16 protein-coding genes are annotated in these 14,216 nt (G+C 45.8%); 10 read left to right on the plus strand and 6 right to left on the minus strand.

Translation table 11 applies throughout. From position 1 onward, the window contains the following. The coding region (gene cbiB / locus ACXJGZ_RS03585) for an adenosylcobinamide-phosphate synthase CbiB (protein ID WP_456398318.1) at positions 1 to 738 on the plus strand (738 nt) is incomplete at its 5' end. Next, on the plus strand, positions 732 to 1,694 hold the full coding sequence (locus ACXJGZ_RS03590; protein WP_456398319.1) for an aminotransferase class I/II-fold pyridoxal phosphate-dependent enzyme: 963 nt from the start codon (positions 732 to 734) through the stop codon (positions 1,692 to 1,694). The genes cbiB and ACXJGZ_RS03590, both read left to right, overlap by 7 nt. On the opposite strand, the gene ACXJGZ_RS03595 is transcribed toward ACXJGZ_RS03590, so the two are convergent. The 6 genes from ACXJGZ_RS03595 to ACXJGZ_RS03620 all read right to left on the minus strand — a co-directional run bounded on the left by ACXJGZ_RS03595 (position 1,691) and on the right by ACXJGZ_RS03620 (position 7,213). Then, positions 1,691 to 2,194 (minus strand): 4Fe-4S dicluster domain-containing protein, encoded by a 504-nt coding sequence (locus tag ACXJGZ_RS03595; protein WP_456321078.1) that lies wholly within the window; start codon positions 2,192 to 2,194, stop codon positions 1,691 to 1,693. The genes ACXJGZ_RS03590 and ACXJGZ_RS03595 overlap by 4 nt on opposite strands. After that, entirely contained in the window at positions 2,191 to 3,252 is a 1,062-nt protein-coding gene (locus ACXJGZ_RS03600; RefSeq protein WP_456398320.1) for an FAD-dependent oxidoreductase, read from the minus strand. Before ACXJGZ_RS03600 ends, ACXJGZ_RS03595 begins: the two co-directional genes overlap by 4 nt. A 5-nt stretch (positions 3,253 to 3,257) precedes the next feature. Then, positions 3,258 to 3,635, minus strand: a complete 378-nt coding sequence (locus tag ACXJGZ_RS03605; RefSeq protein WP_048164661.1) for a 4Fe-4S dicluster domain-containing protein — start codon at positions 3,633 to 3,635, stop codon at positions 3,258 to 3,260. Positions 3,636 to 3,640: 5 nt separating this feature from the next. Continuing rightward, positions 3,641 to 4,126: a 4Fe-4S dicluster domain-containing protein gene (locus ACXJGZ_RS03610; RefSeq protein WP_456321080.1), complete on the minus strand. Its 486-nt coding sequence runs from the start codon at positions 4,124 to 4,126 to the stop codon at positions 3,641 to 3,643. Between the two features lies 1 nt (position 4,127). Further along, on the minus strand, positions 4,128 to 6,152 hold the full coding sequence (gene fdhF, locus ACXJGZ_RS03615; RefSeq protein ID WP_456398321.1) for a formate dehydrogenase subunit alpha: 2,025 nt from the start codon (positions 6,150 to 6,152) through the stop codon (positions 4,128 to 4,130). A gap of 68 nt (positions 6,153 to 6,220) precedes the next feature. After that, positions 6,221 to 7,213, minus strand: a complete 993-nt coding sequence (locus ACXJGZ_RS03620; protein WP_456321081.1) for a formate/nitrite transporter family protein — start codon at positions 7,211 to 7,213, stop codon at positions 6,221 to 6,223. A gap of 385 nt (positions 7,214 to 7,598) precedes the next feature. Between ACXJGZ_RS03620 and hydB the strand changes: the two genes are divergently transcribed. The 8 genes from hydB (at position 7,599) to glyA (ending at position 14,194) form a co-directional block, all read left to right on the plus strand. Continuing rightward, positions 7,599 to 8,702 carry an NADPH-dependent hydrogenase/sulfhydrogenase 1 subunit beta gene (gene hydB, locus ACXJGZ_RS03625; RefSeq protein WP_456321082.1) on the plus strand — a complete coding sequence of 368 codons (1,104 nt, stop codon included), beginning with the start codon at positions 7,599 to 7,601 and terminating at the stop codon, positions 8,700 to 8,702. Beyond that, a complete protein-coding gene (locus tag ACXJGZ_RS03630; protein ID WP_293254349.1) occupies positions 8,699 to 9,550 on the plus strand; it encodes a hydrogenase subunit gamma in 852 nt (283 codons plus the stop codon). Before hydB ends, ACXJGZ_RS03630 begins: the two co-directional genes overlap by 4 nt. Positions 9,551 to 9,554: 4 nt before the next feature. Beyond that, a complete protein-coding gene (gene hydD, locus ACXJGZ_RS03635; protein ID WP_293254346.1) occupies positions 9,555 to 10,346 on the plus strand; it encodes an NADPH-dependent hydrogenase/sulfhydrogenase 1 subunit delta in 792 nt (263 codons plus the stop codon). After that, a complete protein-coding gene (locus ACXJGZ_RS03640; RefSeq protein ID WP_456398322.1) occupies positions 10,346 to 11,626 on the plus strand; it encodes a nickel-dependent hydrogenase large subunit in 1,281 nt (426 codons plus the stop codon). The genes hydD and ACXJGZ_RS03640 overlap by 1 nt, the downstream gene beginning before the upstream one ends. Positions 11,627 to 11,677: 51 nt before the next feature. Continuing rightward, complete coding sequence (locus ACXJGZ_RS03645; protein WP_293254343.1) at positions 11,678 to 11,887, plus strand: hypothetical protein; 210 nt, start codon at positions 11,678 to 11,680, stop codon at positions 11,885 to 11,887. Beyond that, positions 11,868 to 12,296: a type II toxin-antitoxin system VapC family toxin gene (locus ACXJGZ_RS03650; RefSeq protein ID WP_293254340.1), complete on the plus strand. Its 429-nt coding sequence runs from the start codon at positions 11,868 to 11,870 to the stop codon at positions 12,294 to 12,296. Before ACXJGZ_RS03645 ends, ACXJGZ_RS03650 begins: the two co-directional genes overlap by 20 nt. Further along, positions 12,293 to 12,739 (plus strand): hydrogenase maturation protease, encoded by a 447-nt coding sequence (locus ACXJGZ_RS03655; protein ID WP_293254337.1) that lies wholly within the window; start codon positions 12,293 to 12,295, stop codon positions 12,737 to 12,739. Before ACXJGZ_RS03650 ends, ACXJGZ_RS03655 begins: the two co-directional genes overlap by 4 nt. A 183-nt stretch (positions 12,740 to 12,922) precedes the next feature. After that, positions 12,923 to 14,194 (plus strand): serine hydroxymethyltransferase, encoded by a 1,272-nt coding sequence (glyA, locus tag ACXJGZ_RS03660; RefSeq protein WP_293254335.1) that lies wholly within the window; start codon positions 12,923 to 12,925, stop codon positions 14,192 to 14,194. The last annotated feature ends 22 nt before the right edge of the window (positions 14,195 to 14,216 follow it).

The raw sequence follows: 14,216 nt of genomic DNA on the forward strand, positions 1-14,216 counted from the left end.
GCTTTAGATTTCATTGGGGGAGCTTTCGCTTCCCTGTTTGTGATTGCATTTGCCTTTGCACTCTCAAAGCTCCCAGAATTTTTACCAAAATGGTTTAGCTTTGTTCTGGGAGTTTACCTCCTCAAAAGCTCCTTCGCAATTAAGAGTCTAGCAGAGCACGTAGGGAATACAATCCGCGAGGATATTGAGGAGCAGAGAAAATATGTCGGCTGGATTGTGAGCAGAGACGTAAAAAGGCTCGATAGGGCTCACTTAAATTCAGCGGCAATTGAAAGCTTGGCTGAGAACATAACGGACAGCATAGTTGCTCCTCTTTTGTATTACTTACTCTTTGGCCTAAGCGGTGCCCTTGTCTATAGGGCAATAAACACGCTCGATGCAATGATTGGCTACAAAAATGAGCGCTATTTTTACTTCGGTAAGTTCGCGGCCAGGCTGGACGACCTGCTCAACTTCATTCCGGCTAGGATAACGGTTTTCCTCTTCCTTCCATTTAATCCAAAAAGAGTGCTGGAATACTACAAGAGGGCAAAGTTTAAGCTCAATTCCGATAAACCGATAGCCGCTATGAGTGCTGTCCTCGGCGTTTGGCTCGAGAAGGAAGGACTTTATAGGTTTGATGGAGTAGAACCAACGCTTGATGACATAAAAAGGGCTCTTAGGGTTTATTGGATCCTCGTTGGTGAGTGGATTTTGGCATGCATGATAATACTCGCTTTGGAGGTGCTCCTATGCTAAAACCGGTGAAATTCAAAGCCCACCACGGGGGGTCTCGTGAGGAAGGCCTCTTGGATTTCTCGGCTTCACTGAATCCCTATACTCCTCCATGGCTTGATGAAATGTTCAAAAGGGCCAAGGAACTCTCAAGCCGCTACCCCTATTGGGAAGAGCTTGAGGAAGAGCTTTCAAACCTGATTGGCGAAAGCATAACGATAACGGCTGGAATCACTGAGGCGTTGTATTTGCTTGGCATCCTCGCCATGAGGGAAAAGCGCAGGGTGATAATTCCAAGGCACACTTATGAGGAGTACGAGCGAATCTCTAGAATTTTTAATGCCGAAGTTATTAAAGGCCCAAATGATCCGAAGAAACTTGCTGAGCTCGTGGAGAAGGGGAGTATAGTTTTTTTCTGCAACCCAAACAATCCTGACGGCCGTTATTATTCCCTAAGGGAGCTTAAACCGCTTATCGATGCCGTTGAGGATAAAGAAGCTCTCCTCCTTCTTGATGAAGCATTCATAGACTTCGTCAAAAATGCCAAAAGCCCGGAAGGAGGGAACATCCTAAAGCTGAGAACATTCACGAAGAGCTACGGCCTCCCGGGAATCAGGGTTGGCTACGTCATCGGCTTTGAGGAAGCTTTTAAGAGCGTTAGAATGCCTTGGAGCATTGGCTCTCTCGGCTACGCCTTCCTCGAATTCATCATAAAAGATGAGTCCCGCTTTTTGAAAGAGACTATGCCTCTGATTTGGAAGGAAAAGGAGCGGATAGAGAAAGCTTTGGACGTCAAGAGCGACGCCAACTACTTCATCAAGAACGTTGGAGATGCTAAAACCTTCGCCGAAAGTCTAAAGAAAAAGGGAATCCTAGTGAGGGACTGCTCATCATTTGGGCTCCCAGAATATGTGCGCTTCAGCGTAAGAAAGAAGGAAGAAAACGAAAAGCTGATTGAAGCTTTTGAGCACTTCCTTTAAAGCATTCTCCCAACGCCTTCAAAAGCTTCCAGTGAAATTCTCTCCCTCGCTATTTTTTCTGCGGTTCTCTTCCTTATGTTCTCCTCGACCTCCTCAGGCTTTCCAAAGAATATTGCCTCTGCTGGACACATTTCGCTGCACGCTGGTGCTAGGCCAAGCTCCCTCCTATCAGCACACATATCACACTTTGTAACCGCTTTCACCTTCATATCGAAGCTTGGGACTCCAAAGGGGCACACCGCCAAGCACATATAACAGCCAATGCACTTGTCAGGGTCTATTATTACAGCTCCATCGTGGTCTTTATATATAGCTCCTGAAGGACAAACATCCATACATGGGGCTTTCTCACAGTGGCGGCAGTTTATTGGAATTGGAAGGCCGCTCATGGTATAGTAAATCTTTATGTTGGGCTTCCCGTGGTGAAGGAACTCACAAATCCCCTGGCATGTCTCACATCCTATGCACAAGCTGTAGTCAACGTGAAGGACTCTCCTCATGCTCTCACCCCCTCAAGCCAAAGGTGCATGCTTTCAGCCGCTAGGAGACCATCTAAAACTGCCCTACCAACTTTTGATGGTCCCATAACAACATCTCCAGCAGCAAAGACCCCCTCTCTGCTCGTCATATGCCTTGCATCAACTAGTATGTTCCCCCACTTGTCCACAGCTATTCCCGCTTGCTCGCTAAATGGGGGTGTGGGCTTTTGTCCAACGGCGAATATGACGTAGTCCACATCTATTTGGAAGTTTGAGCCCTCTATGGGTATGGGCTTTCTCCTTCCGCTCTCGTCCGGCTCACTTAGCTTACACTTTTGCAGTTCAATAGCCCTAACCTTGCCGTTCTCACCGATTATCCTGACGGGCATGGTCAGCTCGAGCCACTTGACGCCTCTCTTTTGGAGGAGGTTAATCTCATAGGGACCAGCTGGGGCCTCTCTTATCGTCCTCCTATAGCTCAAATAAACCTTCTCCGCACCAAGGAGCACACTTTCCATGGCGGCATCAACAGCTGTGTGGCCTGCTCCGATGACCATTACTCTCTTTCCTTCCACAGGCGTTACATTATCCCAGCTCAAGTGGCCGAGCTTTGCGCTTTTTATCCTGAAGAGATAGCCCAAAGCGGGATAAACTCCCTCTAACTCGGCTCCTTCTATTTTTGGAATTGTTGACTTCCAAGTGCCTGTTGAAATTAGAACAGCATCATAGCTTTCAACGAGCTCATTGAAGTTTACAACGTTTTCAACGAAGTCATCTCCTTCTTCTTTTTCGTTTCCAAAGGCAACTTTCGTGTTTGGGTAAAATTTAACTTCGAAGACGTTTTCAAGCTCTTTATACCCGTTCCTAACACGATAGATGGGAATTCTAAATTCAGGGATTCCAAAGAGCATTAAGCCACCTGGCTCTGGAAGCTTGTCATAAACGTGAACCTCATGACCGTGACACACTAAATAGCCAGCCGCACTGAGTCCAGCTGGACCACCACCAATTATGGCGACTTTTTTCCCCGTAGGTTTTGGTTTTTCCCTACATAGAAATGCAAATCTCATTCCACTCATAGCCATCACCCCAAATAACCCTCATATTTTGTTGCTACATCAAAAATCTTCTTTCTTTTGCACTCATCACATAAATAAGCTATCTGTGAGTCCTCTCCCATACTTTCGAGCTTTTTCGATAAATATTCGGCTTCTTTAAGCACATGCTTAAGCTTCTTCCCACATCTTGCGCAGTGTGCATACTCAAAGAGTAATGTGGCATCATCAGGCTTTCCATCTATTGCATGGGTAGGACAGGCATCGTTGCACTCGTATTCGCATTCGCCGCACTTCGCGGGCTCAAAGACTATCTTTCTAACCTCCTCTTCAAAAATTGAAATGGCGTTGAAGGGGCACGCCTTTGCGCAGATGCCGCAGCCAATGCAGAGGCTTTCTTTTAGCATGCCCCTCACCCGAAGAGTGCTATTTTTTCTATGGCCTTTCTCTGAGCTTCAACTATACGCTCTGCTTTGCGCTTTCTCTTTTCTTCCATGATCTCATTTATTTCACCGAATACGAGTGCATCTGTTGGACAAACGCTTGCACACAGCGGGAGATTCCCTTCCTTTCTTCTGTCAGCACAGAGATTGCACTTGACGGCAAGCTCCTTGATCGGGTCAACTATTGGAATGGCGTAAGGACAAACGGCTGAACACATGTAGCAGCCAATACACTTCTCTTCGTTGATTATTACCGCGCCATCACCGTCTCTTTTTATGGCATTTGTTGGGCACACCTCTATACATGGGGCTTTCTCACAGTGGCGGCAGTTCAGCGGAACGGCCATATCTTCAAACTCATAAACACTTATGAAGGAAATTCCATGTTCTTTTTCACAGGCTACCTCACACGCCTTACAGGCTATGCACCTTCCCAAGTTTATGAAGAGCTTCATCTCACATCACCTTCTCCACTCTACATGCACTCACCTTAAATTCGGGTATCTTAGCCTCGGGATCAAGAACGTCGTTTGTCAGAACGTTGGCTCCCCAGTGCCACGGTACTCCAATCACACCTTCGCCAATGCGCTTCGTAATCTTAGCTTTGCACTCATAAGAACCGCGCCTCGTCACAATCCTAATCCTCTCCCCGCTCTCAATTCCAAGCTTTTGGGCATCTTTTGGGTTAATTTCCGCGTAAGCTTCGCCCCATCTTTTGGTGAGTGCTTTACTCCTTCCACTCATTGTGGCCGTGTGGTACTGTCCCACAACTCTAAAAGTCGTCAGCATGAAAGGATATTCCTCATCGGGGAGCTCTGCCGGCGGCTTGAATTCCACAGGAATTATGTTTGCCTTTCCATCCGGTGTGGCAAAGCTCTCCACATGCAAGCGCTTTGTTCCGGGGTGGTCTTCGCTTGGGCATGGCCATTGAATTCCCTCAACATCGCGCTTGAGCCTCTCGGGGGTAATTCCCCTGTACTGGGGTGCAACTAACGCTATTTCTCTTGTAACGTCCTCGACACTCTCGTAGTCAAACTTTAGGCCAAGAGCTTTGCCGAGCATCCTTAGTATTTCCCAATCGGGTTTAGCTTCCTCTGGTGGCTCGATAGCTTTGAAGTTCCACTGGACTCTTCTTTCGCTCGCTGTAAAGGAGCCCTCTTTCTCGGCATAAGCGGCTGCAGGTAGAATATAGTGGGCGTATTTAGCAGTCTCCGTTAGAAAGATATCCTGTACGACGAGAAGTTCGAGCCCTTTCAAAGCTTCAATCACGTGCTTTGTGTTGGGGTCGCTCACTACAGGGTTTTCACCCATTATATAGAGGGCCTTAATCTCACCTTCGTGGGCTTTGTTTATTATTTCGGGGATCGTTAAACCTGGCTCGCTTGGGAGTTCTTCGACGCCCCAAATCTCTGCCACGCGCTTTCCATCGGTGACCTTTTGGTAGCCGGGCAGGACATTTGGCAAAGCACCCATATCACAAGCTCCCTGCACGTTGTTTTGACCGCGCATTGGGAATAAGCCGGTTCCTTCTTTGCCCACATAGCCACATATTAGTCCCAAGTCGGCTAAAGCTTTAACATTGCCAGTTCCCGTTATGTGCTGTGTAATCCCCATGGCCCACATTATTATTCCTCTTCCTGCGGTTGCAAACGTCACGGCGGCTTCTCTAATTAAGTGTGCGGGAATTCCAGTGATTTTCTCGGCATACTCCGGTGTATATTCCTCAACAACCTTAATGAGCTTCTCAAAGCCTTTAGTTCTCGAGAACACAAACTTCTTGTCGTAGAGGCGCTCCTTTATTATGACGTGCATCATGGCGTTCGCTAAAGCTATATCGGTTCCAAGCCTTAAGGGGAGATGTATATCAGCGAACCATGCTGTTTTCGTCTTCCTCGGATCAACCACAATTATTTTAGCGCCGTTGTCTTTTGCTCTCAAAATGTAGCGCATCAAAACCGGGTGAGTTTCCGCGGGATTGTAGCCCCAGATGAGGAGAACTTTTGCCTTTGGTATGTCATCATAGGAACCGCTTTGAGCCGCTGCCCCAACAGTTTGAGCTAAGCCTGCTACGGTTGAAGCGTGACAAAGCCTCGCACAGTGATCTACATTGTTTGTGCCGAGAAGGCGTGCTATCTTTTGGAGGAGGTAGTTCTCTTCATTTGAACATCTCGCACTGGAGAAGAAGCCTAAAGCATCTGGGCCGTATTTATCTCTGATTTCTAAAATCTTCTCAGCAATCTCTTTTATGGCCTGTTCCCAGCTTATTTCCTCGAAGCCGTTTTCGGTGCGCTTTAGCGGCTTTGTAAGTCTATCGTTATGTCTGAGGAAGTCTAAAGCGGTTAGGCCTTTAGGGCACAGCTTCCCCTCATTAACGCCACCCTCGTAAATCTCTATCTCTACGGGCTCTCCGTTGAGGGTCTTTATGTAAAACCTACACCCCATTCCACAGTAGGGGCAAAGTCCAAGTATGAGCTTTTCCATCTTCACCACCTATTTGCATTTTTATGTTAAAATTTAAAAAGTTTTGGAAAAATTTAAACAAGTTTATGTTAAACCACTCCCCTCCTCACTGTGTATGTCACGCCAATTCCGTAAATGCTTATAGCCAGGGGTACTGCCCAGAGAGCTACTTTTCCAAAGCCATTTAGCACGTAAGCTATTCCTGCGGGTATAAAGACCATGAGCACGGCGAAAATTGCTAGGAGTATCATGAAGTCAGTGATCTCTTTGAATGCATTCTCACCATCAGCTAAGTACCAGTGGTAAAATCCAACAAAGAGAAAGCCCCCAACGGCGTTTCCAATGGTGACGGGTATTATGTTCTTGAAAAAGTCGAGCCATGTAATGGCGTAGTTGCTTGCAAATATAGCACTCGTAATAGCCCACATATTTGCTATGCTGTGCTCAAATCCAATAGCAACGAATGCAAATATTGGGAACCATGTGACGAGGACTTTTCCGGCAGTGTCCTTCGCTCTAACATAGAGCCATATGGCAACGTTAACGAGCCAGTTACAGCCCACGGCAAGCCAAAACGCCTTCCAAGGAGTTATGTTAACTTTGTATGTTCCTATGCCCACAAGAACATCCTTGAAGAGTCCATTTGCGAATAAGCCTGTGCCGTAGATTGCTAAGAACGCCAAAAATACGCTACCTATAAAGTTGCCTGCATAGCTACCGACCCAATTGTAAAGGACGTCCTTAATCTCAACCTTCTTTGTTAGCTTGGATATAGACACAATTTGGGCATTGCCCGTCCAGAGGTCGGCTCCACCGACTAGAACGGCTATGAGCCCCACAGGGAAAACTGCACCTAAGAGGAGCTTGAATAGCGATGTATTTGGAAATGTCCCAAACTTTGAGTGGAAGCTTGCACTGGCCACTATCGCCAGCATGAATCCGAAAGCAATGTAGGCACCGGCCATGAATCCTGCAAAGAGGAGCTTTGAGGGCGTGGCTTTGGTTTTAGTGTATCCTATATTGGAACAAGCATCCACACCTTCATGCACATTATATAGCACATATGTACAATTATCTTCCATGATGACCACCTCAATTGAAAATGTATTATTGTATTCGTTCTTCTCTTAAACTCTCCGTTTAAAAGTCTTTTTTAAACGCCCTTTGTTCAACCTAAGGTGCACAATTGCTTGTTTAGCAAAATAGAGAACATTAACGTTGAATTTGAATCTTTGAAGTAAGTTTATATGCATTAATGATACATTTATGTATTAACTTTCAGTGATAAATTTAGCGTTATCTGATTTTAAATTTGTAGCACCAAATTTTCATAATTGGGGTATTCCTAACCTTTGGTTGACAAACTATGGGTTTAGAAACGCTTTTTTAACCTCCCCCCAAGCCACCATTAGGGATGCATGAAATTAGACATGTGAACACAAATATACGTTTAACGGGGTGATAGATATGAGATATGTCAAACTTCCAAAGGAGAATACTTATGAATTTTTGGAAAGGTTGAAGGATTGGGGGAGGTTGTATGCTCCCGTGAAGATATCTGAAAAGTTTTATGATTTTAGAGAGGTTGAGGACGTCAGGAATGTCGAGTTCCATTATAACAGAACCATAATGCCGCCGAAGAAATTCTTCTTCCTCCCAAGGGAGAAGATGTTCGAGTTCAGCATCTCAAAAGCGGAGTACAGGGAAACCATTGAAAATGTTGAACCTTTTGTGCTTTTCGGTCTTCACGCATGTGATATCCACGGGCTCAAGATAATGGATACGATTTATCTGGACGAGTTCCCGGATAAGTACTACAAGGTAAGAAGAGAGAAGGGCATAATAATAGGTATAAGCTGCATGCCTGATGAGTATTGTTTCTGTAATTTGAGGGAAACGGACTTTGCGGATGATGGCTTTGACCTGTTCCTCCATGAGCTTCCGGATGGCTGGCTCATTAGAGTGGGAACCCCAATGGGACACAGGATAGTGGACAAGAGCATAAAGCTCTTTGAGGAAGTCACAACACAGGACATATGCGCTTTTAGGGAATTTGAAAACAAAAGAGCAAATGCATTTAAATATCACGAGGACTGGGGAAACCTGCGTTATCTTCTAGAGCTTGAAATGGAGCACCCCATGTGGGATGAGCAGAGCGAGCTCTGCTTAGCCTGTGGAAACTGCAACCTAGTTTGCCCCACATGTCGTTGCTATGAAGTTATAGACTTTCCAAACTTGGATGGTGATACCGGATACAGGGAGAGGAGATGGGATTCCTGTCAGCTGAGGAGCCATGGTCTGGTTGCGGGCGGTCACAACTTTAGACCAACAAAAAAGGATCGCTTCATGAACCGCTATCTTTGTAAGAACTCCTATAATGAGAAGCTTGGCATAAGCTATTGTGTGGGCTGTGGAAGGTGCACATATTTCTGTCCAGCTGAAATAAGCTTTGTGGAAAACCTTAGAACAATATTGGGAATAGACGAAAAGAGCTGTCCATCAGAAATCAGTGAGGAGATTCCAAAGAGAGGTTTTGCATATTCAAGCAATCTTGGGGGTGAGGGTCTATGAACGATAACCCATACAGCCTTGAAAAAGTTAAGGTTTTGAAGGTCTATGATCTAACGGAAACCGAAAAGCTATTCCTCTTTAGGTTTGAAAATCCAGAAATAGCTGAGAATTGGGAATTCAAGCCAGGTCAGTTTGTGCAACTAACGATACCGGGAGTTGGAGAAGTGCCCATTAGTATTTGTTCCTCTCCAATGAGGAAAGGATTCTTTGAGCTTTGTATAAGAAAGGCTGGAAGAGTAACCACCGTGGTTCACAAGTTAAAACCCGGTGATACCGTCCTCGTTAGAGGTCCCTATGGAAACGGATTTCCAGTTCATGAATGGGAAGGGAAAGACTTACTCCTAATAGCAGCCGGTCTTGGAACGGCACCCCTGAGGAGTGTCTTCCTCTATGCGGTCGATAACAGATGGAAGTTTGGAAACATCACATTCATCAACACTGCCCGTTATGGAAAGGACTTGCTCTTCTACAAGGAACTTGAGGCAATGAAAGATCTCGCAGAAGCCGAGAACATAAAGATAATCCAGAGCGTTACACGTGATAAGGAGTGGCCCGGAAGGAAGGGAAGACCCCAGAACTTCATAGTCGAGGCAAACACAAATCCAAAGAACACCATGGTAACCATATGCGGTCCTCCGAGAATGTACAAAGCGGTGTTTGAATACCTGATTAACTACGGATACCGCCCCGAGAACATCTATGTCACACTTGAGAGAAAGATGAAGTGCGGCATCGGGAAGTGCGGCCACTGCAACGTCGGAACGAGCACATCATGGAAATATGTGTGTAAAGATGGACCAGTGTTCACGTACTTTGATATAGTATCAACACCGGGGTTGCTGGAGTGAGGTGATGACAGTGAGAAGAAAGGCAAAAATTGGGTTTTATGCTCTCACATCGTGCTACGGCTGCCAGCTGCAGTTCGCAATGATAGACGAGCTCGTCCAAGCCCTTGAAAACATTGGAATAGAATGCTGGTTCATGCTTGATCGAAACAGCGATGAGAACGCCGAGGTCGACATAGCATTCATTGAGGGAAGCATCTCTACGGAGGAGGAAGTCGAGCTTGTAAAGAAAATCAGGGAGAAAGCGAAGATTGTCGTGGCTGTTGGTTCATGTGCCGTCCACGGTGGAGTTCAAAGCTGGAGCAATGATAAGGATCTTGAAGAGCTCTGGAAAACCGTTTATGGCGATGGAAAGGTCAAATTCAAGCCGAGGATGGCAGAGCCTGTTGAGAACTACATAAAAGTTGACTATAAGCTCTATGGATGTCCGCCTGAGAAGAAAGATTTCCTCTATGCCCTCGGGACGTTCCTCGTCGGCTCATGGCCCGAAGACATCGACTATCCAGTGTGTGTCGAGTGTAGACTCAAGGGGAATCCATGTGTACTCATCGAAAAGGGAGAACCATGTCTTGGACCATTGACTGTTGCAGGATGTGACGCAAGATGCCCAAGCTATGGAATAGCATGTATAGGATGCAGAGGGGCGGTTAAAGAAGTTGCATGGTTTGATTCTCTGGCAAGAGAATTCAAGAAGAAGGGGCTCAAAAAGGAAGAGATTCTACAGAGAATGAGAATTTTCAATGCTCACAATCCAAAGCTTGAAGAAATGATTAACAAAGTCTTTGAGGAGGGAGAATGATGTATATACCAATTACTGTTGATCATATAGCCCGTGTGGAAGGTAAGGGCGGTATAGAGATAGTTGCGAGTGACGAGGGAGTCAAGGAGGTCAAGCTCAATATAATTGAAGGGCCACGCTTTTTCGAAGCCATAACTCTCGGAAAGAAGCTTGATGAAGCACTTGCGATATATCCACGGATTTGCTCTTTCTGTTCAGCCGCACATAAACTTACCGCAATAGAAGCAGCAGAAAAAGCTGTTGGATTCACACCAAGAGAGGAAATACAAACCATCAGGGACCTGGTTTACATAGGAGACATGATTGAAAGTCATGCCCTTCATCTTTACTTGCTCGTCCTTCCAGATTACCTTGGCTACTCAAACCCACTTGCAATGGTTGACAAATACAAGAAGGAAATAGAATATGCAATGAAGCTCAAGAACATCGGAGCAAAGATAATGGATGTTATCGGATCAAGGGCAATACACCAAGAAAATGCAGTTTTAGGAGGCTTTGGAAAGCTTCCCACAAAGGCGCAGTTTGAGGAGCTCAAGAAAGAGCTTAAGGAAGCTCTACCCGTAGCAGAGTACACGGTCGAGTTGTTCTCAAAATTTGAGCAGTATGCCGAAGTTGAGGATAGAGAAATGGTACACATGGCTGTCAAGCCAAGGAACGGCGTTTACGGCATCTTTGGAGATTACATTAAGGTCAGCGATGGCTTTGAATTCCCAGTGGAGGATTACAAAAAGTGGATAGTTGAGCGTGTCGTGGAGCACAGCTTCGCTAAGCATTCCTTCTATAGAGAGAAGCCCTTCATGGTGGGTGCAATTTCGAGGGTTGTCAACAATGCGGATCTACTCTATGGAAAAGCCAGGGAACTCTACGGCAAATACAAAGAGCTCTTGAGGTATGATAACTGCTTTGCCAACAATTTTGCACAGGCGCTCGAGCTAGTGTATTTCGTGGAGAGGGCTATAGATGAGATAGATGAAATTCTTGCAAAGTGGCCAATCAAGCCGAGAGATGAGGTTGAGATAAAAGATGGTCGTGGTGTCAGCATCACAGAGGCCCCGAGAGGACTCGTGGCATACACAATTGAGGTCAAAGACGGAAGGGTTGCATATGCAGACATAATCACACCAACAGCAATGAACTTGGCCATAATGGAGCGCCACGTTAGGATGATGGCAGAGAAGCACTACATGGACGATGCAGAACGCTTGAAATATCTAACGGAGATGACCGTAAGGGCATACGATCCGTGCATCTCATGTTCGGTGCACATTGTAAGGCTATAGCCTTTCTCAACTTTTTTATAGTAGATTGTGGAGTAATACATGGGGAGTATGATGTCTGAAGAAATGGTTGATGTTGTCATCCATGTGAAAGTTCCCAAGAAATATGCAGAGATTATTCAGAAGGACGTCGAGGCCAAAGCGTGGTACCTGTCTCACAGGGAAGAGCTTTTTGAAACCCTGAAGAAGCTAAAAGGTATCTTAAAGACCGACAAATCCTGGAAGGAACTTAAGAGGGAGTATTATGAAAGAGGTATTGATTGACAGTTCTCTTCTGGTGGAGTACTTCAAGGGCAATCAGAAGGCGGTTGAACTCCTTGAGTCCTTTGAAAATCAGGAGTTTGCACTTTACATTACGGAGACGGTTTTTAGTGAGGTGGTCTACCTGCTTCTCAGCCACTATTCCAAGGTGGCACCGAGAACTATAAAGGGGGATGTCAGAAGACTTCCACCAGAGCTGGACTTGGTGTTCAAAGCTCTTGAGAGCTTTGGTTTCGTAGGTTCCTCCCGGGGGATACTCTCCAAGGCCGAAGAACTTATCAAAACTTACGCTCTCCTCCCAAATGATGCCTTGATTCTCGCCACGTGCATTGAGCATGGATTTTCACTTGCAACCCTCGATGAGGACTTCCTGCTCCCGGCGAAGGACACCGGTATAGAGGTGAAACAATGAGAACTTTAATCCTTGCTCTGGGAAATGAGCTTATGAAGGACGATGGAGCTGGCCTTAAGGTTGGGCGTCTTCTAGCTCAACGGGGATACAATGTAATCGAGGTCGGCACGGATATATTCAGACTTCAGAGATACTACAACGGGGAAGAGCGCTTGATAATCATCGATGCAATCCTGAGCGATGAGTATGCTCCCGGAGAAGTTGTTCATCTGAAAGGAAATGAAATTTTTGAAAAACTTAAAGCAGAGATAAGGAGCGCTCACTTCATAGGTGCTGTGGATGCTCTAAAACTTTTGATGGAGCTTGATGAGCGCTTGAAAAATGTAGAGCTTCACTTTGTAGGGATAGTTACAAAGGAGATAGAACTAGGTATGGAGCTTAGTGAAGAGGTAAAAAAAGCCCTTCCCAGAGCTCTGGCGATTGTTGAGAATATCATCTTATGATCAGCATTTCATAGAGGAATGCATTTTGACCTTAAACCTTTTTCTTGACATTTTTCCAGAAATCTGCCACAACACCCCAGTTTTTCTTTACGTTTGAAAAGAATTGTCATGAAGATGCTTAAGCAAGGTTTAAATTACATGAGTGTAAAACATTTCATTGCATGAATACGTTGGGGTGATAGCATGGGGTATGGTGAGTATAGAAAGAAAATTTTGGGCTTCCTTGAAGACCACGAAAAGTGGAGGGGCTCCACTATAAACCTGATTGCAAGCGAAAATATAACTTCTCCAAGTGTAACAAGGGCTGTTGCAAGTGGTTTTATGCACAAATATGCCGAGGGATGGCCAAAGCAGAGGTATTACCAGGGATGTAAGTATGTTGATGAAGTCGAGCTCATAGGTATAGGGCTCTTCTGTGAGCTCTTTAAGAGTGATTTCTCCGATTTGAGGCCCATTTCAGGTACAAACGCCAATCAAGCGGCATTCTTTGGATTAACACAGCCAGGTGACCACATAATATCCCTTCACACGTCCCATGGAGGTCATATAAGCCATGCGGGCTTTGGAAGTGCGGGTATGAGGGGATTGAACGTCCACACATGGCCCTTTGATAATGAAGAGTTCAACATAGACGTTGATAAAGCTGCAAAGCTCATAAGAGAGGTTGAGCCGAAGCTTGTGGTCTTTGGAGGCTCTTTGTATCCATTCCCGCACCCAGTTAAAGAGCTCGCCCCTGTCGCCAAGGAGGTTGGAGCTTACGTAATGTACGACGCAGCCCACGTTTTGGGATTGATAGCGGGAGGAAAATTCCAGGATCCACTTAGAGAAGGTGCCGACATAATAACGTCATCAACCCACAAGACATTCCCTGGACCTCAGGGAGGTGTCATAATCTACAACAACTTTGGTGAGGATGTTGCAAAACTTCAATGGGCAATATTCCCCGGTGTATTGAGCAACCACCACCTCCATCACATGGCAGGAAAAGCACTAACCGCTGCAGAGATGCTCGAATACGGTAAGGCCTATGCCGAGCAGATAACCAAGAACGCCAAAGTCTTGGCCGAAGCAATGGCCGAAGAAGGATTCAAGGTCATAGGCGAGGACAAGGGTTACACCGAGAGCCACCAAGTGATTGTTGATGTAAGCGACCTCCACGAGGCCGGCGGTGGATGGGCCGCTCCTCTACTCGAAGAAGCGGGCATAATCCTCAACAAGAACCTCCTTCCATGGGACCCACTTGAAAAGGTCAACACACCAAGCGGTTTGAGGATCGGTGTCCAGGAAATGACGAGGGTCGGAATGAAGGAAGATGAGATGAGAGAGATCGCACACTTCATGAAGCGCGTTCTCATAGACAAGGAAGATCCAAAGAAAGTCGAACGCGATGTCTTCTACTTCAGGAGAAACTACACAAGAGTTTACTATTCCTTCGACCATGGACTTCCAGAATGAGCTTTTCTTTTTGTACTTTTTT

The organism is Palaeococcus sp. (in: euryarchaeotes), assembly GCF_053987695.1.

Excerpts from the sequence above, each read along its gene's own strand:
- ACXJGZ_RS03590 (WP_456398319.1), top strand. The coding sequence starts at position 732 with ATGCTAAAACCGGTGAAATTCAAAGCCCACCACGGGGGGTCTCGTGAG.
- ACXJGZ_RS03595 (WP_456321078.1), bottom strand. The coding sequence starts at position 2,194 with ATGAGGAGAGTCCTTCACGTTGACTACAGCTTGTGCATAGGATGTGAG.
- ACXJGZ_RS03600 (WP_456398320.1), bottom strand. The coding sequence starts at position 3,252 with ATGAGTGGAATGAGATTTGCATTTCTATGTAGGGAAAAACCAAAACCT.
- ACXJGZ_RS03605 (WP_048164661.1), bottom strand. The coding sequence starts at position 3,635 with ATGCTAAAAGAAAGCCTCTGCATTGGCTGCGGCATCTGCGCAAAGGCG.
- ACXJGZ_RS03610 (WP_456321080.1), bottom strand. The coding sequence starts at position 4,126 with ATGAAGCTCTTCATAAACTTGGGAAGGTGCATAGCCTGTAAGGCGTGT.
- fdhF (WP_456398321.1), bottom strand. The coding sequence starts at position 6,152 with ATGGAAAAGCTCATACTTGGACTTTGCCCCTACTGTGGAATGGGGTGT.
- ACXJGZ_RS03620 (WP_456321081.1), bottom strand. The coding sequence starts at position 7,213 with ATGGAAGATAATTGTACATATGTGCTATATAATGTGCATGAAGGTGTG.
- hydB (WP_456321082.1), top strand. The coding sequence starts at position 7,599 with ATGAGATATGTCAAACTTCCAAAGGAGAATACTTATGAATTTTTGGAA.
- ACXJGZ_RS03630 (WP_293254349.1), top strand. The coding sequence starts at position 8,699 with ATGAACGATAACCCATACAGCCTTGAAAAAGTTAAGGTTTTGAAGGTC.
- hydD (WP_293254346.1), top strand. The coding sequence starts at position 9,555 with ATGACAGTGAGAAGAAAGGCAAAAATTGGGTTTTATGCTCTCACATCG.
- ACXJGZ_RS03640 (WP_456398322.1), top strand. The coding sequence starts at position 10,346 with ATGTATATACCAATTACTGTTGATCATATAGCCCGTGTGGAAGGTAAG.
- ACXJGZ_RS03645 (WP_293254343.1), top strand. The coding sequence starts at position 11,678 with ATGTCTGAAGAAATGGTTGATGTTGTCATCCATGTGAAAGTTCCCAAG.
- ACXJGZ_RS03650 (WP_293254340.1), top strand. The coding sequence starts at position 11,868 with ATGAAAGAGGTATTGATTGACAGTTCTCTTCTGGTGGAGTACTTCAAG.
- ACXJGZ_RS03655 (WP_293254337.1), top strand. The coding sequence starts at position 12,293 with ATGAGAACTTTAATCCTTGCTCTGGGAAATGAGCTTATGAAGGACGAT.
- glyA (WP_293254335.1), top strand. The coding sequence starts at position 12,923 with ATGGGGTATGGTGAGTATAGAAAGAAAATTTTGGGCTTCCTTGAAGAC.